General features: G+C 60.0%; 22 protein-coding genes and 2 riboswitches. All 22 genes read left to right on the top strand.

What is annotated here, in order from left to right; all coding sequences use genetic code 11:
• The first annotated feature begins 259 nt into the window (after nucleotides 1-259).
• The 22 genes from R6X40_RS19305 (at nucleotide 260) to R6X40_RS19200 (ending at nucleotide 26,054) form a co-directional block, all read left to right on the top strand.
• Nucleotides 260-1,423, top strand: a complete 1,164-nt coding sequence (locus R6X40_RS19305; RefSeq protein WP_318415426.1) for an isovaleryl-CoA dehydrogenase — start codon at nucleotides 260-262, stop codon at nucleotides 1,421-1,423.
• 44 nt (nucleotides 1,424-1,467) lie between these two features.
• On the top strand, nucleotides 1,468-3,075 hold the full coding sequence (locus tag R6X40_RS19300; RefSeq protein WP_318415425.1) for a carboxyl transferase domain-containing protein: 1,608 nt from the start codon (nucleotides 1,468-1,470) through the stop codon (nucleotides 3,073-3,075).
• An 11-nt stretch (nucleotides 3,076-3,086) separates the two neighbouring features.
• A complete protein-coding gene (locus R6X40_RS19295) occupies nucleotides 3,087-3,470 on the top strand; it encodes a RidA family protein (RefSeq protein WP_318415424.1) in 384 nt (127 codons plus the stop codon).
• A gap of 14 nt (nucleotides 3,471-3,484) precedes the next feature.
• Entirely contained in the window at nucleotides 3,485-5,470 is a 1,986-nt protein-coding gene (locus R6X40_RS19290; protein ID WP_318415423.1) for an acetyl/propionyl/methylcrotonyl-CoA carboxylase subunit alpha, read from the top strand.
• Nucleotides 5,470-6,351 carry a hydroxymethylglutaryl-CoA lyase gene (locus tag R6X40_RS19285; protein ID WP_318415422.1) on the top strand — a complete coding sequence of 294 codons (882 nt, stop codon included), beginning with the start codon at nucleotides 5,470-5,472 and terminating at the stop codon, nucleotides 6,349-6,351. Before R6X40_RS19290 ends, R6X40_RS19285 begins: the two co-directional genes overlap by 1 nt.
• Nucleotides 6,348-7,148 (top strand): crotonase/enoyl-CoA hydratase family protein, encoded by an 801-nt coding sequence (locus R6X40_RS19280; protein WP_318415421.1) that lies wholly within the window; start codon nucleotides 6,348-6,350, stop codon nucleotides 7,146-7,148. The genes R6X40_RS19285 and R6X40_RS19280 overlap by 4 nt, the downstream gene beginning before the upstream one ends.
• Nucleotides 7,149-7,226: 78 nt before the next feature.
• Nucleotides 7,227-7,598 (top strand): antitoxin Xre/MbcA/ParS toxin-binding domain-containing protein, encoded by a 372-nt coding sequence (locus R6X40_RS19275; protein ID WP_318415419.1) that lies wholly within the window; start codon nucleotides 7,227-7,229, stop codon nucleotides 7,596-7,598.
• Nucleotides 7,591-8,106 (top strand): RES family NAD+ phosphorylase, encoded by a 516-nt coding sequence (locus R6X40_RS19270; protein ID WP_318415418.1) that lies wholly within the window; start codon nucleotides 7,591-7,593, stop codon nucleotides 8,104-8,106. Before R6X40_RS19275 ends, R6X40_RS19270 begins: the two co-directional genes overlap by 8 nt.
• Nucleotides 8,107-8,265: 159 nt before the next feature.
• Nucleotides 8,266-9,186 (top strand): fatty acid desaturase, encoded by a 921-nt coding sequence (locus tag R6X40_RS19265; RefSeq protein ID WP_318415417.1) that lies wholly within the window; start codon nucleotides 8,266-8,268, stop codon nucleotides 9,184-9,186.
• A gap of 119 nt (nucleotides 9,187-9,305) precedes the next feature.
• Nucleotides 9,306-10,115 carry a phosphate/phosphite/phosphonate ABC transporter substrate-binding protein gene (locus tag R6X40_RS19260; protein WP_318415416.1) on the top strand — a complete coding sequence of 270 codons (810 nt, stop codon included), beginning with the start codon at nucleotides 9,306-9,308 and terminating at the stop codon, nucleotides 10,113-10,115.
• Nucleotides 10,116-10,367: 252 nt separating this feature from the next.
• Nucleotides 10,368-11,582 carry an ROK family transcriptional regulator gene (locus tag R6X40_RS19255; RefSeq protein ID WP_318415415.1) on the top strand — a complete coding sequence of 405 codons (1,215 nt, stop codon included), beginning with the start codon at nucleotides 10,368-10,370 and terminating at the stop codon, nucleotides 11,580-11,582.
• A gap of 286 nt (nucleotides 11,583-11,868) precedes the next feature.
• A riboswitch (cobalamin riboswitch) is annotated at nucleotides 11,869-12,083 on the top strand.
• A 107-nt stretch (nucleotides 12,084-12,190) separates the two neighbouring features.
• Entirely contained in the window at nucleotides 12,191-14,536 is a 2,346-nt protein-coding gene (gene metE / locus R6X40_RS19250; RefSeq protein ID WP_318415414.1) for a 5-methyltetrahydropteroyltriglutamate--homocysteine S-methyltransferase, read from the top strand.
• Nucleotides 14,533-15,231: an acyl-CoA thioesterase gene (locus R6X40_RS19245; RefSeq protein WP_318415413.1), complete on the top strand. Its 699-nt coding sequence runs from the start codon at nucleotides 14,533-14,535 to the stop codon at nucleotides 15,229-15,231. The genes metE and R6X40_RS19245 overlap by 4 nt, the downstream gene beginning before the upstream one ends.
• A gap of 259 nt (nucleotides 15,232-15,490) precedes the next feature.
• Nucleotides 15,491-15,714, top strand: a riboswitch (cobalamin riboswitch).
• A gap of 260 nt (nucleotides 15,715-15,974) precedes the next feature.
• Nucleotides 15,975-16,196 (top strand): glutaredoxin-like protein NrdH, encoded by a 222-nt coding sequence (gene nrdH, locus R6X40_RS19240; RefSeq protein ID WP_060509194.1) that lies wholly within the window; start codon nucleotides 15,975-15,977, stop codon nucleotides 16,194-16,196.
• A gap of 28 nt (nucleotides 16,197-16,224) precedes the next feature.
• Entirely contained in the window at nucleotides 16,225-16,641 is a 417-nt protein-coding gene (nrdI, locus tag R6X40_RS19235; RefSeq protein WP_318415412.1) for a class Ib ribonucleoside-diphosphate reductase assembly flavoprotein NrdI, read from the top strand.
• The gene (nrdE, locus tag R6X40_RS19230) at nucleotides 16,611-18,764 is read left to right on the top strand and encodes a class 1b ribonucleoside-diphosphate reductase subunit alpha (RefSeq protein WP_412178418.1); all 2,154 of its coding nucleotides are present in this window, start codon (nucleotides 16,611-16,613) and stop codon (nucleotides 18,762-18,764) included. Before nrdI ends, nrdE begins: the two co-directional genes overlap by 31 nt.
• Before the next feature lie 16 nt (nucleotides 18,765-18,780).
• On the top strand, nucleotides 18,781-19,770 hold the full coding sequence (gene nrdF / locus R6X40_RS19225; RefSeq protein WP_318415411.1) for a class 1b ribonucleoside-diphosphate reductase subunit beta: 990 nt from the start codon (nucleotides 18,781-18,783) through the stop codon (nucleotides 19,768-19,770).
• Between the two features lie 290 nt (nucleotides 19,771-20,060).
• Nucleotides 20,061-20,288 (top strand): hypothetical protein, encoded by a 228-nt coding sequence (locus R6X40_RS19220; protein WP_318415410.1) that lies wholly within the window; start codon nucleotides 20,061-20,063, stop codon nucleotides 20,286-20,288.
• Between the two features lie 203 nt (nucleotides 20,289-20,491).
• Complete coding sequence (locus tag R6X40_RS19215; RefSeq protein ID WP_318415409.1) at nucleotides 20,492-21,484, top strand: hypothetical protein; 993 nt, start codon at nucleotides 20,492-20,494, stop codon at nucleotides 21,482-21,484.
• A gap of 116 nt (nucleotides 21,485-21,600) precedes the next feature.
• Nucleotides 21,601-22,251: a hypothetical protein gene (locus R6X40_RS19210; protein ID WP_318415408.1), complete on the top strand. Its 651-nt coding sequence runs from the start codon at nucleotides 21,601-21,603 to the stop codon at nucleotides 22,249-22,251.
• Between the two features lie 319 nt (nucleotides 22,252-22,570).
• Entirely contained in the window at nucleotides 22,571-25,150 is a 2,580-nt protein-coding gene (locus tag R6X40_RS19205) for an SH3 domain-containing protein (RefSeq protein ID WP_318415407.1), read from the top strand.
• A gap of 109 nt (nucleotides 25,151-25,259) precedes the next feature.
• Nucleotides 25,260-26,054, top strand: a complete 795-nt coding sequence (locus tag R6X40_RS19200; protein WP_318415406.1) for an SDR family NAD(P)-dependent oxidoreductase — start codon at nucleotides 25,260-25,262, stop codon at nucleotides 26,052-26,054.
• The last annotated feature ends 144 nt before the right edge of the window (nucleotides 26,055-26,198 follow it).

The raw sequence follows: 26,198 nt of genomic DNA, 5'->3' as shown, positions 1-26,198 counted from the left end.
GCCATATCGGACGAGCCGTTTCGCACCGCAATTTTTTACAAATCATGCGTGCAAGCTGCTGTCTTGGTTCGGAAATTGTTGTGCGGGTGTGTTAGTCTCGAAAATCGGTGCTGGTGCAGTGGAGAGGAGTCCACAGCACTGGCGTTTTGCAGCGTCTGCTGTGCGGGGAGGAATGCAGATATTCGCGACGGCTCTTCGGGCCGCTCGGGATGGCGTCTTCTTCCTTTCACACAGCGTGGTCCGACAGGGAGGAGGCCTGATGTATTCTGGCGGCTTGAATTTTGCCTTGGGCGAAGAGGTCGAGGCTCTGCGCGAAACCGTGCAGCGCTTTGCCAGCGAACGTATTGCGCCACAGGCGGCTGATATCGACCGGAACAACAGCTTTCCGATGCCGCTTTGGCGAGAGATGGGCGATCTCGGCCTGCTCGGGATGACGGCGGGCGAGGATTACGGCGGCATCGGTCTCGGTTATCTCGCCCATTGCGTGGCGATGGAGGAGATCAGCCGGGCTTCGGCTTCGGTGGCCTTGAGCTACGGCGCCCATTCCAATCTCTGCGTCAACCAGATCAACCGTAACGGCTCAGAGGCCCAGAAAGCACGCTATCTGCCGAAGCTGATTTCCGGCGAACATGTGGGCGCGCTGGCGATGTCCGAGCCGGGGGCCGGGTCCGATGTCGTTTCGATGAAGCTTCGTGCCGACAAACGCGGTGACCGTTATGTGCTCAATGGCAACAAGATGTGGATCACCAATGGGCCGGATGCCGATGTGCTGGTGGTCTACGCGAAGACCGATCCGGAAGCCGGGCCCCGCGGCATCACCGCGTTTCTGGTCGAAAAAGGGTTTGCCGGATTTTCAACCGGCCAGAAGCTCGACAAGCTCGGCATGCGCGGTTCCAACACCTGCGAGTTAATCTTCAGCGATTGCGAAGTGCCGGAAGAAAACGTGCTCGGCAGTGTCGGCGGCGGTGTGCGTATTTTGATGTCCGGCCTCGACTACGAGCGCGTCGTGCTCTCGGCCGGGCCACTCGGTATCATGGCGGCTTGCCTCGACGTTGCAGTCCCCTATCTGCATGAGAGGAAGCAGTTCGGCCAGGCGATCGGCGAGTTCCAGCTGATGCAGGGCAAGATTGCCGACATGTATGTGACGCTGAATGCGGCACGCGCCTATGTCTATGCCGTGGCGGTGGCCTGCGATCGCGGCGAGACGACGCGCAAGGATGCGGCCGGGTGCATTCTTTACGCAGCGGAACGGGCAACGGCTTTGGCGCTCGAGACCATCCAGGTGCTGGGCGGCAACGGCTACACCAACGATTATCCGGCTGGCCGGCTGCTCAGGGATGCGAAACTGTATGAAATCGGCGCCGGGACGTCGGAAATACGGCGTATGCTGATCGGCAGGGAGATTTTTGGCGAGACGGCTTGAGCGTGACGGGTGAAACTCTGCTGGATGTTGGGTCGGGGGAATGAATGGCCGTTCTGAAATCACAAATTACCACGTCCTCTGAAACCTTCCGCGCCAACAGCGCGGCGATGGCAGACGCCATGCGTGTTGTTGAGGAAGCGGCGGCGCTGGCTGCTGGCGGTGGCGGCGAGGTGGCGCGCGAGCGTCATATCAGCCGCGGCAAGATGCTGCCGCGCGAGCGCGTGGCGCAGCTGATCGATCCGGCCACACCTTTCCTCGAGGTCGGCATGACGGCGGCGCACGGGCTGTACAAGGGCGAGGCGCCAGGAGCTGGACTGGTCACCGGCATCGGCCGTGTGTCCGGCCGTGACTGCATGATCGTCTGCAACGATGCGACGGTCAAAGGCGGCACCTACTATCCGCTGACGGTGAAGAAGCACTTGCGGGCGCAGGAGATTGCAGCGGAGAACAATCTGCCCTGCATTTACCTGGTCGATTCCGGCGGCGCCAACTTGCCGAACCAGGACGAGGTGTTTCCCGACCGCGACCATTTCGGCCGCATCTTCTACAATCAGGCCAATATGTCGGCGGCGGGCATTCCACAAATCGCCGTCGTGATGGGGTCCTGTACGGCGGGCGGTGCCTATGTGCCGGCCATGTCCGACGAGGCCATCATCGTTGAAGGCCAGGGTACGATCTTCCTCGCCGGGCCGCCGCTGGTGCGCGCTGCAACGGGTGAGGTGGTGTCTTCCGAGGATCTCGGCGGCGGCGACGTGCATACGCGACTTTCCGGCGTGGCCGATCATCTGGCGCGCGACGATGCGCATGCGCTGGCTCTGGCGCGCCGGGCGGTCGCCAACCTGAACCGGCCATCGATAACCAATGTCGAACGGCAAGCTGTCGAAGAGCCTATCTACGATCCCGATGATATTGCCGGTGTCGTGCCTTCGGACCTGCGCACGCCTTACGATATCCGTGAGGTGATTGCCCGGGTCGTCGATGGATCGCGGCTGGACGAGTTCAAGGCGCGCTATGGCACGACGCTGGTCTGCGGTTTTGCGCATATCCACGGTATTCCCGTCGGCATCATCGCCAACAATGGCGTGCTGTTTTCGGAATCGGCGCTGAAGGGGACGCATTTTGTCGAGCTGTGCTCGCAGCGAAAGATTCCGCTGATCTTCCTGCAAAACATCACCGGCTTCATGGTCGGGCGGAAATACGAGACCGAGGGCATTGCCAAGCACGGCGCCAAGCTGGTGACAGCGGTGGCGACGACCAAGGTGCCGAAGATCACCATGCTGGTCGGCGGCTCTTTTGGGGCCGGTAATTACGGCATGGGCGGGCGGGCGTTTTCACCGCGCTTCCTCTGGACGTGGCCGAACAGCCGGATTTCGGTGATGGGCGGCGAACAGGCAGCAGGCGTACTGGCAACAGTGCGCGGCGATGCGCTGAAACGGGCGGGCACCCCCTGGACCGATGAAGACGAGGCGAAATTCAAGCAGCCGGTGCTGAACCTGTTCGAGACCCAGAGCCATCCGCTCTATGCCTCGGCGCGACTGTGGGACGACGGCATCATCGACCCGCGCAAGAGCCGCGACGTGCTGGCGCTTTCCTTGTCTGTGGCGCTCAATGCGCCGATCGACGATACCCGTTTTGGGCTGTTCAGGATGTAAGGAGAAAGACCATGAAACGTGATGCTTTCAATGCCAAGAACGCCCCTCAGCCGCGCGGCGGTTATTCGCAGGCCGTCCGGATCGAGGATTTTACCCGCGTGCTGTTCGTCAGCGGCCAAATTCCTGCTGACTCCGACGATGTATTGCCTGCAGGATTCGAAGCGCAGGCGCGACAAGTCTGGCTGAATGTCGATGCGCAGCTGAAGGCGGCCGGAATGAGCAAGACCGATATCGTCAAGGTGACGACCTATCTGTCCGACCGGCACCATACGATGGCCAACCGCGAAATCCGTGCCGAATATCTGGGCACTTTGGCACCCGCGATGACGGTGGTGATTGCCGGCATTTTCGATGAGAGCTGGCTGCTCGAGGTTGAAGTCGTCGCCGCGCAATAGACCGGGATAGATTGATGTTTTCGAAAATACTCATTGCCAATCGCGGGGAAATCGCCTGCCGGATCATTCGCACGGCGCGGCGTCTTGGCATTCGCACGGTCGCGGTGTTTTCCGATGCGGATGCCGGGGCGTTGCATGTCGAGCTGGCGGACGAAGCCTTCCGCATCGGCGCGGCAGCGGCGAGCGAGAGTTATCTCAACGCCGGACGCATCATCGCGGTTGCCGAGCGCTCAGGCGCGCAGGCGATCCATCCCGGTTACGGATTCCTGTCGGAAAACGCCGATTTCGCCGAGGCCGTCGAGGCGGCGGGCTTGGCCTTCATCGGGCCGTCGGCCGCTGCCATACGCGCGATGGGCCTGAAAGATGCGGCAAAGGCGCTGATGGAGCAATCGGGCGTGCCGGTGGTTCCCGGTTATCACGGCGAAAACCAGGATGCTGCCTTTCTGGGAGAGCAGGCTGTCACCATCGGCTTTCCCGTTCTGATCAAGGCCCGCGCCGGTGGCGGCGGCAAGGGCATGCGCCGCGTGGATCGGGTGGAGGATTTTGGCGCATCACTTGAAGCGGCGCGACGGGAAGGCGAAGCTGCATTCGGTGACGGCGCGGTTCTGATCGAGAAATACCTGATGAAGCCGCGCCATATCGAAATCCAGGTGTTTGGCGACCGGCATGGCAATGCGGTGCATCTGTTCGAGCGGGATTGCTCGCTGCAGCGGCGGCATCAGAAGGTGATCGAGGAGGCGCCGGCGCCGGGCATGACGGCGGAAATGCGCCGGGCCATGGGGGAGGCAGCCGTGAAAGCCGCCCGCGCCATCGATTATTGTGGTGCCGGCACGGTGGAGTTCATCGCCGATGTTTCCGACGGGCTCTGGCCCGACCGGTTCTTCTTCATGGAAATGAACACGCGGCTGCAGGTCGAGCATCCGGTGACGGAGGCAATCACGGGCATCGATCTGGTCGAGTGGCAATTGCGGGTGGCCAATGGCGAGCCGTTGCCATTGAAACAGTCGGAATTGTCGATCGATGGTTGGGCGTTCGAGGCACGCGTTTACGCCGAGGATCCTGCCCGTGGCTTCCTGCCATCGACCGGCACACTGTCGCATGTCAGCTTTCCGGCTGACGGGGTGAGGGTCGATGCGGGCGTGCGGCTGGGCGACCGGATCAGCCCATTCTACGATCCGATGATCGCCAAGCTGATCGTGCATGGCACGACGCGGGCAGCGGCGCTGGCGCGGCTGGCTTCGGCTCTGGAAAGCAGCCATATCGGCGGTGTCGCAAACAATCTCGATTTTCTCGCACGCCTCAGCCGGCAACCGGATTTCGTCGCCGGGCATCCTGATACCGGGCTGATCGACCGGGAGGTCGAGGTGCTGACGGTGACCGATGCGCCGGATGAAACGGCGCTGGCGCTGGCAGCCGTGCTATCGCTCGGCACCCTGCAGGCGCCGCCAGCCGGCGACCCCTGGCGGACGCTCGGGCATTGGCAGGTCTGGGGGCAGGCGACGCGCACGGTAACGCTGGATCATGCTGGCGAGAGGCATATTCTGCGTGTGGCAGCGCGCGGTCTCGACCTGTTTGCTGTCCATGGCAGCAGCCGGGTCATTCCGGTGCGGATTTCCGGCCGGTTCGACGGCGGTTGCCTTGTCGAGGCCGACGGCCGCCAGAGCCGGTTGCAGCGGCTTGAGATACCAAAAGGCTTCGCGCTTCTTGTCGATGGCCGCGCCTTCGATTTCCATGTTCCTGATCCACTGGACAGCGAAGCGGAAAGTGCGGCGGGAAGTGACCGCCTGACCGCGCCGATGCCGGGGCTGATCAAGCTGGTGCGGGTGAGTGTGGGAGACGCAGTATCGAAGGGCGACCCGCTTGTTGTCATGGAAGCGATGAAGATGGAGCTGACGCTTTCGGCCAGCCGGGATGGTATCGTCGATAGCCTGTTTGTCGCCGAAGGCGACCAGGCAGCGGAGGGCAATGTGTTGCTGATGCTGAAGCCCGAGGAGGCCTGATGCCTTCGGCGGGAAAAGGTTCTGCGGCGAGCCGGGTGTCGATCGTCGAAATGGCGCCGCGCGACGGTCTTCAGAACGAAAAGGTTCTGATCGGCGCGCAGGACAAGATCCGGCTGGTCGATATGCTGTCGGGCTGCGGTTTCGAGCGGATCGAAGTGACCAGTTTCGTTAGCCCGAAATGGGTGCCGCAACTGGCCGATGCTGCCGATGTGATGGCCGGCATCGCCCGGCGGCCGGGAGTGCGCTACGCTGTGCTGACACCCAATATGAAGGGTTTTGAGGCTGCGCTGGCAGCCGGTGCGGACGAGGTGGCGATCTTCGCCTCGGCCTCTGAAGGGTTTTCGCAGCACAATATCAATTGCTCGATTGCCGAAAGCATCGAGCGGTTTCGCCCGGTGGCACAGGCTGCCCGCGGTGAGGGGATTGCACTGCGTGGCTACGTCAGCTGCGTGGTAGAATGCCCCTATGACGGGGCGGTAGCACCGGAAAGCGCTGCCAAGGTTGCGGCGCAGTTGCTGGAGCTTGGCTGCTATGAAATCAGCCTCGGCGATACGATTGGCCGGGGGACGCCGGAGGCAGTGGACCGCATGCTGGTGGCCGTGCTGGCGGATATCCCTGCCGACAGGTTGGCCGGGCATTTCCACGACACCGCAGGCCGGGCTCTCGATAATATCGGTGTGGCTCTTGATCACGGCATCCGGGTGTTTGATGCGTCGGTCGGCGGTCTCGGCGGTTGCCCCTATGCGCCGGGGGCCAAGGGCAACGTGGATACTTTGCTGGTCGACAGCTTTGTGAAGAGCCGTGGCTTTGTGACCGGTCTTAATGAAGACGCGCTTGAGGCCGCATCTTCTTTCGCGCGCAGTTTGAGGAGTACGGCATGACCTACGAGACCATACGCGTCGCGGTTGACGGTAAAGGCGTGGCAACGCTGACATTGGCACGGCCGGAAAAGCACAATGCCTTGTCCGGCACGATGATCAGCGAATTGACCACGGTGGCAAGATTGCTGGGCGCCGATGCTGCCGTGCGGGTCGTCGTGCTCTCCGCCGAGGGAGCGAGCTTCTGCGCCGGTGGCGACCTCGGCTGGATGAAAGCGCAGATCGAGGCGGACCGCGCGGCGCGCATGAAAGAGGCCAAGCGGCTGGCGCTGATGTTCAAGGCTCTGAACGATCTGGAGAAGCCGGTCATCGCGCGTGTTCAGGGCAACAGTTTTGGCGGTGGCGTCGGGCTCTTGTGCGTCGCCGATGTGGCTGTTGCCGCCGATATCGCCAAGTTCGGATTGACGGAGACCCGGCTCGGACTGATCCCGGCAACCATCAGCCCCTATGTCGTGGCGCGGATCGGCGAAGGGCAGACGCGGCCCTTGTTCATGTCCGGCAGGATTTTTGATGCAGAGACAGCACGGGTGGCGGGCCTTTTGACGCGCGTGGTGCCATCAGGCGATCTTGACGCAGCGGTTGAAGCGGAGATCGAGCCCTATCTGCAGGTCGCGCCGGGGGCTGCCGGTCAATCCAAGGCTTTGGCGCGGTCGCTGGGCATGCCGATCACCGATGATGTTATCGAGGCGACGATCGAGCGGCTGGCCGATGTCTGGGAAACCGATGAGGCGCGGGAAGGGATTTCGGCGTTTCTGGAAAAGCGGGATCCATGGTGGCGAAAACCGGCTCAGCCGCTTTGATTGCCGTCTGCGCTTGAAATGCGCATGGTTTGAGCATATTTTGATAATGTACTTATCAATCCATGCTAGGAAAGTGTCATGACAGCTTTGAGCTTCGATATGACGGCCAGCCGGTTCGGGGACGGTCAATCGCCGTTTCTTTCGGCCGAGCGGGTCTCCAAGCAGCTTGGCGTCACTTTGGCCGAGCTTGCCCGGCTGATCGGCGTTGCCCGCAATACGCTGACGGCGAAATCTGGCGCGCGCAAGGTGGATCATGCCTTGAGCCACGTCGTGCGCATCCTGGCCATGGCCAGCGAAATGGCCGGCGACGAGAACCGCGCGACCATCTGGTTCAAGCATCAACCGATCCCCGGCTGGGCGGGCAAGACCGCCTATGATCTGGTAAGCGAAGGCAAATCGGACAAGGTTCTGGCCTATCTCGAGGCAGTGCGATCCGGCGTCTATGCCTGATAAAGTCAGGAAAACTCTGACGCTATGGCGCGCCTTCGTGCCGCAATGGGCCTTTGCGCCGCTTTCCGGCGAAGGGGCTGCCCGCTTCGGCGGCCGATGGAATCCCGTGGGTGCTGCGACGATCTATGCGGCGCGTGAACTCTCAACCGCCTGGGCAGAATATAATCAGGGTTTCGTCCAGCATCCGGCGCTGATCGCGCAGCTGGAACTCAAGGATGCCGCGCTCGCCGACCTCACCGATCCCGCGGTGCTGTCCGGCCTCGCTGTCTCCGATGATATTCATCTGTGCGAGTGGCGGATGTTGCTTGACGAACGCAAGGTGCCGCCGGCGCACCAGCTGCGACAGCGGCTGCTTGAAGATGGTTTCGATGGTGTCGTCTACCCGTCGTTCATGTCGCCGGGCGGGAGTTGCGTGGCGTTGTGGCGCTGGAACGCGAAAGGCGCACCGCGTCTTGACGCTGTTGATCCGGATGGCCGCTTGCCAAAGACGCCAGCGTCCTGGCTTTGACCCGGGTCTCTGTTGCAAAGACAAGTTAGGATGAAAGCTGCGGGCGATACGGCTGAAAACGAACGATTTTCTCCTAATAGTCTATAAAAGAAATAAACTTAATTATCTAAACGAATGGTCACGGTGTAATTTCTCTCTACTCTTGGGGAATAGCCGCGCATGTCCGACACACCATCCTATACAATCAAAATCCCGCACCGCCGCGTGGAATGGCCGACCGTCGTGCTTGCGAGCACAATCTATGGCGGCTTTCTGGCGCTGACATTCTGGTGGCAATCACTGCCGGTTCTTGTCGTTGCGCTTGCCGGCGGCTGGCTGATTGCCTGGCAGGGATCGTTGCAGCATGAAATCATCCATGGGCATCCGACCGGCAACCAGCGTATCAACGATGCCATCGGCTCAATCCCGTTGTCGCTCTGGCTACCCTATGAAATCTACCGTGAAAGCCATCTCGAACATCATCGCGACGAGCATCTGACCGATCCGATCGAGGATCCGGAATCCTCCTATTTTACCAGGACCGCCTGGGAGCGGCTGGGGAAGGCAGGCAAACGGCTTGCCCGCTGGAACACGACGCTGCTCGGACGGCTGACGATCGGACCGGCCGTCATGCTGGCGAGCTTTTTGGCGCAGGAAGTACGGCTGCTGCGGGCCGGCGAGCCTAGCCGGGCGCGCATCTGGACGGTGCATATGATCGGTGCCGCCGCAGTGCTGTTCTGGGTCACAGTGATTTGCGGTATGCCGTTCTGGCTGTATTTCCTCGGGTTTGTCTATTTCGGTGCAGCGCTGACGCGGCTGCGGTCCTATGCCGAGCACCGCTATGCCGAACGGCACGAGGAGCGCACCGCGATCGTCGAAAACAGCCACCTGTTCGGATTGCTGTTCCTCTACAACAACCTGCATGTGCTGCATCACCTGAAGCCCGGCATTTCCTGGTACCGCCTGCCGTCGGTCTACCGCCGCAACCGCGAAGCCTTGATCGGCACGAATGGCGGGCTGGTTTACAACAGCTACTGGGATATCGCCCGGCGGTTTTTCGTCAAACCCCATGATGACATTACGCACCCCAGGCATTCCTGACACAAGTGTTCCCGCGTGGTGCGCATCCAACTCCGGGAGGCCATCGCCGCATCCAAGTCTGGCGATACGGCGTCGGCCGGATTGTGCTAGTGACACCAGTCCCTTCTGAAAGTTTCTGAATGCGCCTTGCCAGCCTTGCCATGTATGCCAGTCCGCCGCCGCTTGCCGAAGCCACGGTTACGCTTTGGGGCTTCCTCAGCAAGGCCCTGAAGCGGGCAGGGCTCGTCGACGTCCCGGCCACGCTCGACGATGCTTTGGACTACCATCAGGCCTGGACGCGGCCGGATCTGCTGCTCGCCCAGACCTGCGGCTTCCCTTACGTCAAGCATCTGCGCGGCAAGGTGAAGCTGGTGGCGACGCCGGTCTACGGGCAGCCGGGCTGCGATGGGCCGTCGATGCGCAGCTTCATTGTCGTGGCAAGGGATAGCGCTGCTAAATCCCTTGAAGACCTGCGCGGTGCGCGGGCAGCGATCAACCAGCCCGGCAGCAATTCCGGCTCTAACCTGTTTCGGGCCGCCGTCGCGCCGCTTTCCCGTAACGGCCGGTTCTTTTCCTCGGTGATCGAAACCGGTAGCCATCGCAACAGCATTGCTGCCATCGGAGCTGGCAAAGCCGATGTCGCGGCGATCGACTGTGTCACCTATGGCAATGTGCTGCGATTTGATCCCGGCAGTCTTGCCGGTGTCCGTATCCTCTCGGAAACGGTCAAGGGGCCGGGGCTGCCGTTCATCACAAGAGGCGATGCATCAGACGAGGAGGTGGGTGTGCTAAGGCAAGTGCTGCAACAGGCCATTGCCGAGCCGTCTCTGGCGATGGCGCGCGATGTTCTCGGCCTGAAAAATTTTGCCGTTCTCTCCGACACTGACTATGAGCCGCTCGCCGAATTGGAGCGTGATGCGCGACGGCTGGGATATAGTGCCGTCGCCTGATATTTTACATGTAATTCAATATTATACGACTTCGTTCGCACGTTATGCATGAACCACGGCTAGCGTGTAACGCGTCCTCCAGAATCAGATTTCAAGTGCGTGGGCGCTGAAAAACGGCCCTCCGATGCCGCGGCGCGATGATTGCTCCGGCGGCGAAAACTGTCTCGTCCTGACTGTCACTTCATTTTACAGTTGACTCATATTCTATCCAAACTATTAGATCGGTGATAGAACGAATTAATTGAGATATCTGTGAGCGAAACCCTGCGCATCTCCCGGAAGTTTTCCCAAAGGGCCGTGATGGAGGCGATCATCCAGAACGGACCGATCTCCCGCGCCTCGATTTCAAAGCAGACGGGGCTCTCCAAGCAGACCATTTCCGAAATCGTCCGCCAACTGGAGCTGGATGACTGGGTGCGCGAAACCGGCCGCACCAGCGGCCATGTCGGGCGCACGGCGGTGACCTATGAACTCGTGCCGAATGCTGCCTATATTGCCGCTGTCGATCTCGGCGGCACGAAGATCCGTTTGGCGATTGCCGATCTGGCCTGCCAGGTTTTTGCCGAGGAAGTGGTTGCAACCGATCGGCGTGGGGGCCAGTTCGTTGTCGATCAGATCGCCGAACTCTGCGCACAGGCGGCAAATCATCTGAACATTCCGCGCGAGCGCATCCGCATGGCGGTCATCGGCGCACCGGGTGCACCGGACGCAAAGACCGGTCGCATCCTGCTTGCGCCGAATATCTCCGATTTCGATACGATGAACGTTGCCGCCGCCTTCGAAAAGGCGCTCGGCATGGACGTGATCCTGGAGAACGACGTCAATCTGGCGGTGCTGGGTGAGAATTGGCTGGGACAGGGGCAGGGAATCGACAATCTCGCCTTTATCGCGGTCGGCACCGGTATCGGTGGCGGCTTGATGGTCGGCGGCCAATTGGTGCGCGGCGCGATGAATGCCGCCGGTGAGCTGGGCTTCCTGCCGTTCGGTGCCGATCCTTTCGATCCGGAATCGCTGCGCACCGGTGCGTTCGAGCGGGTCACAGCTTCGATCGGCATCATGGAACATTACGCTGCGGCATCCGGCGAGACGGTGGCGGTGCCGATCATCTTTGAACGGGCGGCCAGCGGCGATGTGCATGCCAAAGCGACCCTGGACGAGACGGCGAAATATCTGGCCCGTGGCATCAGTGCCATTGCGGCGATTGCCAACCCGGAAAAGGTCATCATGGGTGGCTCGATCGGTCTGCGGCCGGAACTGATCGAGCGCATCCGCAAATTCCTGCCAACCTGCTTTCCCTATCCCGTCGATATCGAGGCGAGCCAGCTCGGGCCCCGCGCGGCCATTGTTGGTGCGGCGGCGATCGGGCTCAGCCATCTACACAACGCGTTGTTTGGCGCCGATGCGCCCGATAGCCGCGTGTCTCTGCCGCCGGCGGAAACCGTGACGTTCAGGGAGGCATTGCGATGAGCCCGTCGAACGCCCTGACGGAAAGGCTGCGCGCGGCGCTTGATCGCGACGATCCGATTGTACTGTAGCGCGAACGGAGCCGTCAGCGCGCTGCTCCTCACTCAAGCTACGATTGCCACCGTCGCGCGATTAAGTCCGACGTGCAACAGCTCTCGTCGTGTGACGGAATATCGAAGGCCCAGGGCAGTGTCCCGGGCTTTGATGGCTATTGCCGTGCTCACGCACCTTGCTTCATTTAAAGACATAAGCATTTCTTTATGTCTCTTGACGGGACTATCCATTTGCCGCATGTTTGCCGGATCGTGGTTCTCCGGAGTTCGCATCCGGAGCTAAGAGGGAATTCGGTGCGATGCCGCAAGGTGTCCATGCCGGAGCTGCCCCCGCAACTGTAAGCGGCGAGTTTCTGTTCAACTAAGTCACTGGGACGCGAATGCCCTGGGAAGACCGGACAGCGACGATGACCCGCAAGCCAGGAGACCTGCCGCGATAGATAACGTCCACGGGCGGGGTGTCCCGGTGCGCCGCTTTGCGAAACGGCAGGCCATGTCTCCCGTTCAATCTGCAACGCGTCCGCCAGTGCCTTGCCCTTAACAATCGGGGTAAGGAAAATGACCATCACGACAGCAAATCTGGGCTTTCCCAGAATTGGTGCAAAGCGCGAGCTGAAGTTTGCGCTGGAACGCTACTGGGCCGGAAAATCGGGCGTAGAAGACCTGCTCACTACAGCCAAAGGCCTCAGGGCCAAAAACTGGACACTCCAGAAAGACAAGGGGATCAACGTCATCCCCTCCAATGATTTCTCGCTTTATGACCACGTTCTCGATACCGCCGTCATGGTCGGTGCCATTCCCGCTGCCTATGGCTGGAAGGGTGGTCCGGTGGATCTCGATACCTATTTCGCTATGGCACGTGGCAGTCAGGGCGGTGGACATGCGAGCTGCGGTCATGCCGAGCATGGTCACGGCGTTCCGGCGCTGGAGATGACCAAGTGGTTCGACACCAACTATCACTATATGGTTCCGGAATTCACGGTCGATCAGGCATTTGAGCTGACAGCCAACCGGCCGCTCGAGGCCTTTCTTGAGGCTAAGGCGCTGGGGATCCACACACGTCCAGTCATTCTCGGGCCGCTGACATTCCTGAAACTCGGCAAGGCAGCACAGGATGGCATGTCGCCGCTCAGCCTTCTCGGCAGGCTGCTGCCGGTCTATGCCAAGTTGCTGACAGAGCTTGCGCAGGCCGGCGCCGACTGGGTGCAGGTCGACGAGCCCTGCCTCGTACTCGACCTTTCCGATGCCGAACGGGCCGCTTTCGCGCATGCCTATCAGACGCTTCGCACTGCGGCTCCCAGCCTCAAGGTGATGCTGGCAACCTATTTTGGCGCGATCGGTGACAATCTCGCGGTCGCATTGAAATTGCCGGTGGCAGGCTTGCATGTCGATCTGGCCCGCGCACCACAGCAGGTCGCAGTTCTGATCGACAAGGCACCTGCGGATCTTGTCCTTTCCCTCGGTATCATCGACGGACGCAATGTGTGGCGCGCTGATCTTGCCGGGCTGTTCAAGCGCATCCAGCCGCTGATCGAGGCGCATGGACATGCCAAGGTGCAGCTGGCGCCGTCCTCGTCCCTGCTGCACGTGCCGATCGATCTTGCCCTTGAAACGGCGGTTGATGCGGAACTGGTCTCCTGGCTTGCCTTCGCAACCCAGAAACTTGACGAACTCGCCTTGCTGGCAAAGGCCTTCGATACCGGCAGCGCCCAGGCAAACCTGGTGTTTGCAACATCGATCGCGGCGGCGAATGCGCGTTTGACCTCGGTCAAGGTGCATGATCCGCTGGTTGCAGGCCGTTTGAAGCAGGTGGATGCCGGCATGCTGAAACGCACGTCACCGTTTGCGAAGCGGCAGAAGCTGCAGCAGCAGAAATTGCGCTTGCCACTGTTTCCGACGACGACGATCGGTTCGTTCCCGCAGACGGCCGATGTGCGCAAGGCCCGCTCGCAGCATGCAAAGGGCGCGCTTTCCTATGTCGATTACCAGGCCTTTCTTGAGCGTGAGACAGAGCAGGCGATCCGCTGGCAGGAAGAGATCGGCATCGACGTGCTTGTGCATGGCGAGTTCGAGCGCAACGACATGGTGCAGTATTTTGGCGAACAGCTTTGCGGCTTTGCCTTTACCCAGCATGCCTGGGTACAGAGCTACGGCTCGCGTTATGTTCGCCCACCGATCATCTATGGTGACGTTTCGCGCCCGAAACCGATGACGGTTTCCTGGTGGAAATTTGCCCAGTCGCTGACATCCAAGACCGTCAAGGGCATGCTGACCGGACCGGTGACGATCCTCAACTGGTCATTCGTCCGCGATGATCTTCCCCGCAGCACGGTCTGCAAGCAGATTGCGCTGGCCATTCGCGACGAGATCCATGATCTCGCCGAAGCAGGTGCGGCGATGATCCAGATCGACGAAGCGGCCCTGCGCGAGGGACTGCCGCTGCGCCGCGCGGAGTGGAAGGCCTATCTCGATTGGGCGGTAGAGAGCTTTCATCTTTGCTCGACCGGCGTGCCGGACGAGACGCAGATCCATACGCATATGTGCTACTCGGAGTTCAACGACATCATGCCGGCCATCGCTGCCATGGATGCCGACGTGATCTCCATCGAGACCTCCCGGTCTAAGATGGAGCTGCTGACGGCGTTTACCGGGCGTGGTTATCCGAACGAGATCGGACCGGGCGTCTACGATATCCATTCGCCACGTGTGCCGAGCGTCGCGGAGATGGTCGAACTCCTCGATAAGGCAAGCGAAGGGCTGGTTGCAGGACAGATCTGGGTCAATCCGGATTGCGGCCTGAAAACGCGCAAATGGGAAGAGGTCAAGCCGGCACTCGTCAACATGGTTGCCGCAGCCGTGGAGCTGCGTACCGGTCTTGAACGCCGCCGTGCAGTCAACTCATGACGCCGATTGCAAAGCAACACACTGCGCCGGGGGATTCCCCGGCGCAGACCCGGCTCATCGATCTGGTTTTCCCCGGTGACACCAATCATGACGGCACATTGTTCGGCGGCGCCGGATTTGCTCTGATGGACCGGATCGCCTTCATCGCGGCCACGCGCCATGGACGTGTCCCTTTCGTGACGGCCTCCTGCGACCACGTCGATTTTCGCGCGCCTGCCCGCATCGGGCAGCTGGTCGAACTGGTGGCGCGGCCGGTTCGGGCCGGGCGGCGATCCTTGACCGTTGAGGTGGAGATGATCACCGAGGACCTGATCGGCGGCGAGCGGCACCTGTGTACGCGCGGATCGTTTGCCATGGTGGCGATGCCGGACGGCGACAAGCCGGATTGGCACGTGCCAGCGATTGCAGCAGAGGTGTCGGAGCCAGCCGGCACCGAACTCAGAATGACGGATATCGTCTTTGCCGATCAGGCCAACAGCTTCGGCAAGATGTTCGGGGGAGACGCCCTGGCGGCAATGACCAAGGCTGCCTTTGTCGTAGCGTCCCGGCACAGCCGCATGATCACCGTGCTTGCCTCGTCGCGGCGGGTGGATTTCAAGCATCCGGTCCCCGTCGGCTCTATCATCGACATGGTCGCCGGGATCGTCCAGACCGGCAGGCGTTCGATCACTGTCGCGGTTGAGCTTTGGGCGTAGACATTGCTCGACGGCAGCCGGAAACTGACGGCGCGCGGCGAGTTCGTCATGGTATCGGTCGGCCCGGACGGCCGGCCAGTGACCGAGGCGCGTGGCTCATAGCGGAAACCAGAACGGCTGTCCCCGGCGATGGCCCCGTTTATCCACAGCCGATTGCCGTCCCCGGTATTAACTCCCCATTATCCACAACGCCGCAAAAATTATCCGCCACGGAGCGGGTTTCCGGCATCTACACATTGACGTAATTTTCACATCGTATACTATATCTAGTGTTCAAGGTTCCTCTGAATTGCAAGGTTTGGAGGCTAAGAGGGAATACGGTGCGCTTGGCCATTCTGGCCGGACAAAACCGGAGCTGCCCCCGCAACTGTAAGCGGCGAGCGTCTGTTTCATTTCAAGTCACTGAAGCATCAGTCTTCGGGAAGACGGAATGGACGCCACGACCCGCAAGCCAGGAGACCTGCCTTAAACAAAACGTCCACGGGCGGGGTGCCCGGAAGGTCGCGTGATGTGCAGCGGAATGACTCCGCTTTGTGTTGCGTTCTTCCGATGTCCGCCAAACAGGCTTCGGGTGAAAGCATGTCAGTCAATCGAATTCGCAGACCTCAAGACGTGGGATCGCGATCGGCGGCGCAAGCCTAACCTCTCGCAAGCATCGCAATACAAGACCTGACGATCGGATCCGCGTGCAGCGGCTCGGAACCTTTCGTGCGCCAGCAACATCACAGACCACGAGGAACGTCATGAACATTACCGTCTACAGCAAGCCTTCCTGCGTCCAGTGCACCGCGACCTATCGCGCGCTCGATCGCGAAGGCATCGACTATCAGATCATCGACATTTCCAAGGACGAGGACGCCTTCGCAAAGGTCATCGGCCTCGGATACCAGCAGGTTCCGGTCGTCATTGCCGGGCAGGACCATTGGGCCGGATTCCGTCCGGACAAGATCAGCGCGCTTTCCTGAGCATGGCCTGAGCACGGATTGAAAAGCGATGGGCCTGATCGTCTATTATTCCAGTCTTTCGGAAAATACCCATCGCTTTGTCGCCAAGCTCGGTCTGAAATCGACCCGCATTCCCGTCAGCAGTGGCGGGGAAACGCCCGACGTGCGCGAGCCTTTTGTTCTCATCCTGCCGACCTATTGCGGCGATGACGGCAAGGGCGCGGTTCCCAAGCAGGTGATCCGCTTTCTCAACAATGCGGACAACCGATCCCTCATCCGGGGCGTAATCGCCGCCGGCAACAGCAATTTCGGCGAGACATTCGGTCTCGCGGGCAATGTCATCTCGGATAAATGCCGGGTGCCGTACCTCTACAGGTTCGAGCTTCTGGGTACGGACGAGGACGTCGCCAATGTCAGACATGGATTGGAACGATTTTGGACGTCTCAACGCTCGAACGCCCTTTGAAGGCGACGGAAACCGCGATTGACTATCATGCGCTGAACGCGATGCTGAACCTCTATGACGACGAGGGGAAGATCCAGCTGGACAAGGACCGGCTGGCCGCCAAGCAGTATTTCCTCCAGCACGTCAACCAGAACACCGTGTTCTTCCATAACCTGCGAGAGAAGCTCGATTACCTGGTGACCGAAGGGTATTACGAGCGCGAAGTTCTCGACCAGTATTCGTTCAACTTCGTGCGCGATCTGTTCGATCATGCCTATGACAAGAAGTTCCGCTTCCCGACCTTCCTCGGGGCGTTCAAATATTACACCAGCTACACGCTGAAGACCTTTGACGGGAAGCGCTATCTCGAGCGCTACGAAGACCGCATCTGCATGGTGGCGCTGGCGCTGGCGCAGGGCAACGAAGCGACTGCCCGCGACATGGTCGACGAGATCATTTCCGGCCGCTTCCAGCCGGCAACGCCGACCTTCCTCAATGCTGGCAAGAAACAGCGCGGCGAGCTGGTTTCCTGCTTCCTGCTGCGTGTCGAAGACAATATGGAGAGTATCGCCCGCGGCATCAATTCGGCGCTGCAGCTGTCGAAGCGCGGCGGCGGCGTTGCCCTGTCGCTCACCAACATCCGCGAGGCCGGTGCACCGATCAAGCAGATCGAAAACCAGTCGTCCGGGATCATTCCGGTGATGAAGCTGCTGGAAGACAGTTTCTCCTATGCCAACCAGCTTGGCGCGCGCCAGGGGGCAGGGGCCGTCTATCTCAACGCCCACCATCCCGATATCATGCGCTTCCTCGATACCAATCGCGAAAATGCTGACGAGAAGATCCGCATCAAGACGCTGTCGCTCGGCGTCGTCGTTCCCGATATCACCTTCGAACTGGCGAAGAACAACGAGGACATGTACCTGTTCTCGCCTTACGACGTGGAGCGCGTCTACGGCGTGCCGTTCACAGAAATCTCGGTAACGGAAAAGTACCGCGAGATGGCGGATGATGCCCGGATCACCAAGAAGAAGATCAAGGCGCGCGAGTTCTTCCAGGTTCTTGCCGAAATCCAGTTCGAGAGCGGCTATCCCTACATCATGTTCGAAGACACGGTGAACCGGGCCAACCCGATCGCCGGACGCATCACGATGAGCAACCTCTGCTCGGAAATCCTGCAGGTCAGCGAAGCCAGCGAATATAACGATGACCTGTCCTACAAGCACATGGGCAAGGACATTTCCTGCAATCTCGGCTCGCTGAACATTGCGGCCGCAATGGATAGCCCCGATTTCGGCAAGACCATCGAAACCTCGATCCGGGCGCTGACTGCCGTTTCCGACATGAGCCATATCTCCTCGGTCCCGTCGATCGAGAAGGGTAATGACGATAGCCATGCCATCGGTCTCGGTCAGATGAATCTGCACGGCTATCTCGCCCGCGAGCGCATCTACTACGGCTCGGAAGAAGGCGTCGATTTCACCAATATCTATTTTTACACAGTGACCTACCATGCCGTGCGCGCATCAAACCGGATCGCGGTCGAGCGTGGAGTAAGCTTCAAGGGCTTTGAGAACTCGAAATATGCCTCTGGCGACTATTTCGACAAGTATACGCAAGCTGAATGGATGCCCGCGACCGAACGTGTCAGGGAACTGTTCGCAACGGCCGGTATCGATATTCCAACGCAGGAAGACTGGAAGGCACTGAAAGAGGCGGTCATGACAACGGGCCTTTATAATCAGAACCTTCAGGCCGTGCCGCCGACCGGATCGATCTCCTATATCAACCACTCGACATCCTCGATCCATCCGATCGTCTCGAAGATCGAGATCCGCAAGGAAGGCAAGATCGGCCGCGTCTATTATCCAGCCTCGTTCATGACCAACGATAACCTCGAATATTACCAGGACGCCTACGAGATCGGCCCGGAGAAGATCATCGACACCTATGCGGCCGCAACCCAGCATGTCGATCAGGGCCTGTCGCTGACGCTGTTCTTCCGCGATACGGCAACGACGCGCGACATCAACAAGGCGCAGATCTATGCCTGGAAGAAGGGCATCAAGACGATCTATTACATCCGCCTTCGCCAGATGGCGCTGACCGGCACGGAAGTGCAGGGCTGCGTATCGTGCGCACTCTGATCCCCGGGAAAAAACGATGAACATTCAAATCAAGGGCAAAGCCGCGAAAAGCCCAACGGCTGTGCGCGCCATTAACTGGAACCGCATCGAGGACGACAAGGACCTCGAAGTCTGGAACCGGCTCACCGGAAATTTCTGGCTGCCGGAAAAGGTGCCGTTGTCGAACGATATTCAGTCCTGGGCGACCCTGCGGCCGGAAGAGCAGCAACTGACCATCCGCGTCTTCACGGGCTTGACCCTGCTCGACACGATCCAGACCAGCATCGGCGCGCCAAAATTGATGGAAGATTCGATCACCCAGCATGAGGAGGCGGTTTATTCCAACATCTCCTTCATGGAGGCGGTGCATGCACGCTCCTATTCCTCGATCTTCTCGACGCTGTGCTCGACGCCCGATGTCGATGACGCCTATCGCTGGTCGGAGGAAAACGAGCATCTGCAGAAAAAGTCGGCGCTGATCCTCGAGCAGTATCGCAATCCTGATCCGCTGAAGCGGAAGGTCGCCAGCGTCTTCCTCGAGAGCTTCCTGTTCTATTCCGGTTTCTATCTGCCGATGTTCTGGTCGAGCCGAGCAAAGCTGACCAACACCGCCGACATGATCCGCCTGATCATTCGCGACGAGGCGGTGCACGGCTATTATATTGGCTACAAGTTCCAGAAGGGCCTGGAGCGGCTGAGTGCTGAAAAGCAGCAGGAGATCAAGGACTTTGCCTACGAACTTCTGTTCGAGCTTTATGACAACGAGGCCAAATATACCGAAACGCTCTATGACAGCGTCGGGCTGACGGAGGACGTCAAGAAGTTCCTGCATTACAACGCCAACAAGGCGCTGATGAACCTTGGCTACGAGGCACTGTTTCCGGCCGAAGCCTGCAAGGTTAATCCGGCGATCCTGTCGGCACTGTCGCCGAATGCCGACGAGAACCACGACTTCTTCTCCGGTTCCGGCTCGTCCTATGTCATCGGCAAGGCCGTTGCGACCGAGGATGACGACTGGGATTTCTGAATCAGCCGCGCGCTGCTCCATCATCGAAACGAAAAGGCAGCCGGCGCACTCGCCGGCTGCCTTTTCTGCATTGTATCGGCTAAAATGGTCTCTGCTCATATTCTCCGGCGATTGTAACCGTAACGTACTCCCGCGCCGCCCGGAAAACGGCGATATTTGCGCGTGACAACTGTTTGGGGCGCAGCCTCAGCCGGTAGGGGAATTCGAGACCGACTGATATGCATCCGCCCAGCAACGCAGGTACAAGATCGATGTCGACCGGGACGGCGCAAAAGGGATTGTGGAAGCTGATGCTGAAGTTGCCCGCCTTGCGCGGCCCGCTGCAAATCCTGAGTGTCCAGAACGCGAGCCTGCTCAGCCTTTGCGATGCCTTCTACGACGCAAGCTCCACTCTCGAGGACATGCGAAAAGACCCGAAGGCCGATCGTGCGATAATCCGGGAATATGAGATCCTGTGCGCGGAGATCGAGGGAGAAGTCATCGAAATCTGTCTGCCAGCGCAAATGCCCCGGCGCTAGAAAATTCCCGCATCCATTTGTTTTATTTTGATTTTGTTGGAATATGCTCCAATAAAGTACAGGTTGGCGCGATTTTATCAATTTTGAAACAGTCAACGCAATTTTTGGCGATCAACGACGCCGATCTTCAGCAAAGAGCGTTTGACCGATGTCCCGTATTGGTATGTTAATGTGACCTTAAGTTGAAAAACTTGGGGGCGGGCATGAGCGACGAGCGTAAAGTCGATCGATCATTCTGCGAATATATTGACCAAGTCGAGGCGCAGTCGGAGATTGACCGGCTGCTGGCGGATGTCCGTTTTCAATCTCCGGAGCGCAACAAGAATTTTCTGCGCTTCATTGCCACAGAGTATTTCGAGGGCCGATCGGAGACGATCAAGGCGTATACGATCGCGGTGGATGTCTTTGGCCGTCCCACGCATTTCGATCCCTCCGTTGACCCCATCGTGCGCATCGAAGCGACCCGGCTGCGCGCCGCACTGACGCAGTATTATGGCACCCACGGAAGCGACACCGGCATTCGTGTCGATCTTCCGCGCGGCCGGTATGTTCCGGTCTTCACACGCATGGCGGTGAATGATGTGACCGGCCTTCCAGCTGAAACAGCCGGGCCGGATCTCTCCGATCCTGTGGCGGATACGGGGGACATCTCAGGCCGACGGTTTTGGGGGGCAAACGCCGGGCTGGCTCTAGCCTGGTTGCTGTTCGGTATCGGCATTGTCACGTATGCGCTGACGATCGGTCTTGACGCGTGGAACCACAATTCCTTGAGGCCGAAACCCCTGATTTCCATAGCTTTGGATGATGATGGGGATATGCCGGTGCGCGAAGTCGAGAAGATGCGGGATTATCTCACGGTAGCGATCTCGCAGTTTCAGACCGTTCGGCTTGCCGCTACCTCCGGTCCCGGGGTCGCGGCGTCGATGGGCGAGTGGACAGCGCCGAAACTCGTATCGGCCCTGCGAGGCCAGAGGGTGGCCGAGGATTACCATATTGATCTCAGGTATCGGGGGAAGGGGAGCGAAGGCTCTGTCTGGTGGCAGGTTACAGCCGTATCCAGCGGCGAAGTCCTGTTATCAGGTATCGAGACGGCGCTGAAACCGGATTCAGCTTCTTTCCGCCGGCCCAGAACCTGGCAAATCGGCTGGCACGGATACTTGTCGGTACCCGTGGTGTCATCAATACGATTGAAATAGGGCACGAACTCGATGCGCCGTCGCTTGGAAACGGCTGCACTCTAAGGGCAATCGCGGCGGGTGGGCGTGGCGATGACGGGGGCCTGGCGGATGCCCGAACCTGCCTGGACCAGACCTTGGCGATTGCGCCGAACGACGCCAGCGTGAAAGCGGAACTGGCCATTATATTGCTTGCACAAGACCCGATAGATGCGCCGACGGACTTCGTCGCCCGAGCGTATCGACTGGCCGGCGATGCGGTGACGCTCTCGCCATTTTCCGACCGTAGCAAATATGCATTGATGATCAGCCAGTTTCGTGTGGGCCAGACGGTGGCGGCGATTGAGACGGGATATGCCGCGATGGCCCTCAATCCCAACAACAGCGATATTGCTGCGCGGCTGGGGCTCTATCTCTTTACTGCAGGGCGTTGGGAAGAGGGCACGGGCCTTGCCGTGCGGTCAGCGCAGTTGGATCAGAATGTTGTATCTGACGGCCTGTTGACCCGCGCGCTGAATGCCTATCGCCTCGGACGTTTCGAGGATGCGCTGGCGCTGTCCCAGCAGTTGAAGAGTTTTGATGATTATGCGGTTCATACGGTTCAGGCCGCTTCCGCCGGCCAGTTGGGCAAAGCGGATGAAGCGCGATCGGCGTTGCTCAGCCTTGGAGCTGATCGCGCCGATTTCGACACCGCATTCCACAGGAGCATGAGCGCGCGCCGTTTCACACCCGAGATGACTGACCTTCTTCAGGCCGGAGTGTTGAAGGCGATCGCACAGAAATCGTGAGGCCGCAGTCCGGTTGATGATCGACGCAGCCTGCGTTTCGGTTGGGCGGGACTATGCGGATTTCCGAATTTCGTAAAAGTAACTGTAACGTACTTGTTGCAGCGCGCCGTTGTGCCAGACTTCCAACGCTCAGCCTGGCAAAGCCTGATGGCTTAGGCGGGCGACTGTGGACGCTTTCCTGCAGCCCAGCGGCTGGAAGGAAATGCCGGGGACAGGCGGCGATGATGGTGACTATCATGTTGCTGCCTCCAAGCCTGTTTCCGTGCGGCCGTGGAGTTGAGCGTGGCGATACTGAATGCCCATGATAAGGACGAAAGTGATGGTCAGACTTGGTTTTGTGTTGATGACCGCCGCCCTGATGGCCGGCTCCGCTCTTGCGGCCCCTGCTGTCACGACTGCGAATGTGAATTTCCGCTCTGGCCCGGGCACCGGGTTCGGTAGCCAGGGTCAGCTTGCCGAGGGAACCACTGTTGATCTCGGTGAGTGCGACGACAGCGGCGCCTGGTGCGCTGTTTCCGTCAAGGGTGAACAGGGCTTCGTCAACGGCAAGTATCTCAACCAGGCCGACGCAACAACGGACCGCCCAGGCTGGCCACGCGTCTACACGACGGACGGCGGTGCAGAGATTACGCTCTACCAGCCCCAGGTGACCGATTGGAAGGATTTCGCGACGCTTTCGGCGTTGATCGCCACCGAATATAAGGCGACCAAGGATGCAAAGCCGATCTTTGGCGTCATTGGCTTCAGCGCCGACACAGTATCCGATGCCGAGGCCGGAACCGTCATCCTCAACAATATCAAAGCGACTGAGATCAATTTCTCGGCGCTGGACCGCAGCCAGATCTCTGATCTGTCGCTGGAAATCGGTAAGCTGATGCCAACGGGCAATCTGACCTATCAGGAGGAACGCCTGACCGCCAGCCTTGCCGATTATCAGCGCATGGACGATGTTGAAGGTCTGAAATCCGATCCGCCGCCGATCTTCACCAGCAATACGCCGGCCATCCTTCTCCAGATGGACGGCAAGCCCGTGCTTGCTCCGGTCAAGGGTGTAACGGGCCTGTCCTTTGCTGTGAATACCAACTGGGACCTGTTCCAGGCCGATGCCGACAAGAGTTATTACCTGCGCGACGACAAGGCTTGGCTGACCTCCAAGGATCCGGCAGCTGGCTGGCAGATTGCGACAGCGCTTCCCGACGCACTGACGAAGTTGCCTGACGATGACAACTGGAAGGTGGCCCGGACCGCCATTCCACTGACGACGGTCGATGGTTACAAATTGCCGAAGGTGGTCTATTCGGAAACACCGGCCGAACTGATCCAGTTCGAAGGCGAGCCGAAGCTGGAGACCGTCAAGGGAACTGCGCTGAAATGGGCGTCGAACTCTGCCAACGACGTGTTCCACGATGAAAAGGGCAAACAATGGTACGTGCTTCTGTCGGGCCGCTGGTTCTCTGCTGCAACGCTCGACGGTCCATGGACATTCGCCACACCGAACCTGCCAGCCGACTTCCAGAATATCCCCGATGACGCGCCCTATTATTCGGTGCGTGCATCTGTCCCCGGCACATCGGAAAATGCAGAGGCTCGGCTGAAGGCCAGTATTCCGCAGACAGCCCGCGTCTCCACCGACGGATCGGTGAAGGTCGACGTCTCCTATAGCGGCGAGCCGAATTTCCAGCCGATCGACGGCACCTCGCTGTCCTATGCTGTGAACACCAACGAACAGGTCATCAAGGTCGGGGACACGTATTTCGTGCTCAAGGACGGCGTCTGGTTCCAGGGTGCGAGCCCGACGGGTCCGTTCACCGTGGCCAAAGCCGTGCCGGACGAGATCTACAAGATCCCGCCGTCGTCGCCGGTCTACAACGCGACCTATGTCCGCGTTTACCAAACCGAGCCGGATGCCGTCTGGTATGGCTACACGATGGGCTATCTCGGCGCCTATCTGGCCTGGGACACCTTTGTCTATGGCACCGGCTGGGCCTATGACGACTACTGGGATTACGGCTGGGCCGGTGGCGGCTACGTGCCCTATTATCCGCGTCCCGTCAGCTACGGGGTTGGCGCCTTCTACAATCCCGCGTTCGGGACATTCGGCCGATATGGCTATGCCTATGGCCCCTATCGCGGCATCGCGGGTGGGGCAGCCTATAATCCGCGCACCGGCACCTATATTCGTGGCGGTGCCATTTCCGGCCCGGCGGGCGAGCGTGGTTTCATCGCCGCCTACAATCCACGCACCGGCAATGGCGTGATGGCGCGCGGCGGTCACAATGTCTACGGCTCGTGGGGGGCGGCCAACGTCAAGCACGGTTCGGACTTTGCGCATATTGCCGGTGGCACGAACGCAGCTGGCGGCAACGTTCACTGGCGCAACTCAGACGGCAATCATGGCTTTGTAGCAGGCGGCAAGGGCGGCGACATCTATGCCGGCCGTGATGGCAACGTTTACCGCCGCGACAACGGGCAATGGCAGAAGCATACGCCGGACGGCTGGGATCCGGTGCAAAAACCGTCGACCGATAATCTGAAACAGCATGGCGAGAATTTTGCAGCCAAGCATCCTGACGTGACACAGAAAATCGGCCAGAACCATGATGCGGTAACCCCGGTCCAGCGGCAAACAAATCGCATCCGGCCCGTGGCGCCGGACAATCTCGGCCTTGATCGGGCAGGCCGCCAGATCGGCAACCAGCGGGCGTTCCAGCAGGATATGATCCGGCGGCCCTCAAGCGGTGGATTCGATGGCGGCGATTTCCAGCGTGGTGGCGGTTTTGGTGGAGGCGGTTTTGGCGGCGGCGGTGGCGGCGGTGGTTTTGGAGGCGGCGGTTTTCATGGTGGCGGAGGCTTCCATGGGGGAGGCGGTTTCCACGGCGGTGGCGGTTTCCGCCGCTAACGTTCCGGTGCACGCACCGTCCGGAGGCGTCACCTTCGGACGGCACTGGTCAATCCTGTTTCGAACGCTATTGTCCAAGCCACAACTTGACGGCAATCGAGGATGAGAAATGACAGGCTTGGACGGACAATGGAATGGGATCCGCATCGCCGATCTCGCTGGAAAAGCAATTCTGATCACAGGTGCCTCGACCGGCATTGGCGCTGCCCTTGCGCGTGCCTTCGCTGCGCAGGATGCAAGTGTCGCGATCCACTACAATGAGAGCAGACAAGCTGCAGCGGATCTTCTCGTCGAAGTCGAAAGCACGGGCGGCAAGGCGGTTCTCGTTCAGGGTGATGTCTCCGCCGATGGCGTGACGGAGCGCGTGGTCGAAGAGGCAGCCAGCCATTTTGGCAGGCTCGATGGGCTGATCAACAATGCCGGCGGCATGCTCGGCCGTGTGACGACAGCCGAGATGAGCGATGCGCATTACGAGCGGGTCATGAATCTCAATGCCCGTTCCGTGCTGGCCGCGACCCGCGCCGCGCATCCTTGGCTGAGGAAACAGGGCGGCTTCATCATCAACACGACCTCGATCGCCGCCCGCAATGGCGGCGGCAATGGCGCCATTCTCTACGCAGCCTCAAAGGGTTTTGTCTCAACGATCACCCGCGGCCACGCCAAGGAATTTGCCGGTGATGATATTCGCGTCAACGCGGTTGCGCCCGGTGTCATCGCAACACCGTTTCACGACCGCTACACCAGCCCCGAAATGCTGGATGCCCAGCGCAAGACCGTCCCGCAAGGCCGCGTCGGCACACCAGATGAATGCGTCGGCGCTTATCTGTTTCTCGCGTCTCCAACACTCTCCGGCTATGTCACCGGCCAGATCATCGAGGTCAACGGCGGCCAGTTGATGCCGTAGACCGGAACGCGCGTGCTAAACTCTTACCGCCGCCATGCGACGCGCATGCATCATGGCGGAAGCCGAAGCTTGCGGAGAAGTTCTGAAGTATGCCGTGGGGCGGCGAGCGCCAGCTGCGCGAGCGCTGCCGCAGCCCCCCGAGCG

Origin of the sequence: Rhizobium sp. PL01 (assembly GCF_033447125.1) — a bacterium.
In the GTDB taxonomy this organism is placed as follows: Bacteria; Pseudomonadota; Alphaproteobacteria; order Rhizobiales; family Rhizobiaceae; genus Pararhizobium.
This window is presented reverse-complemented; position numbering and strand designations above follow the sequence as displayed.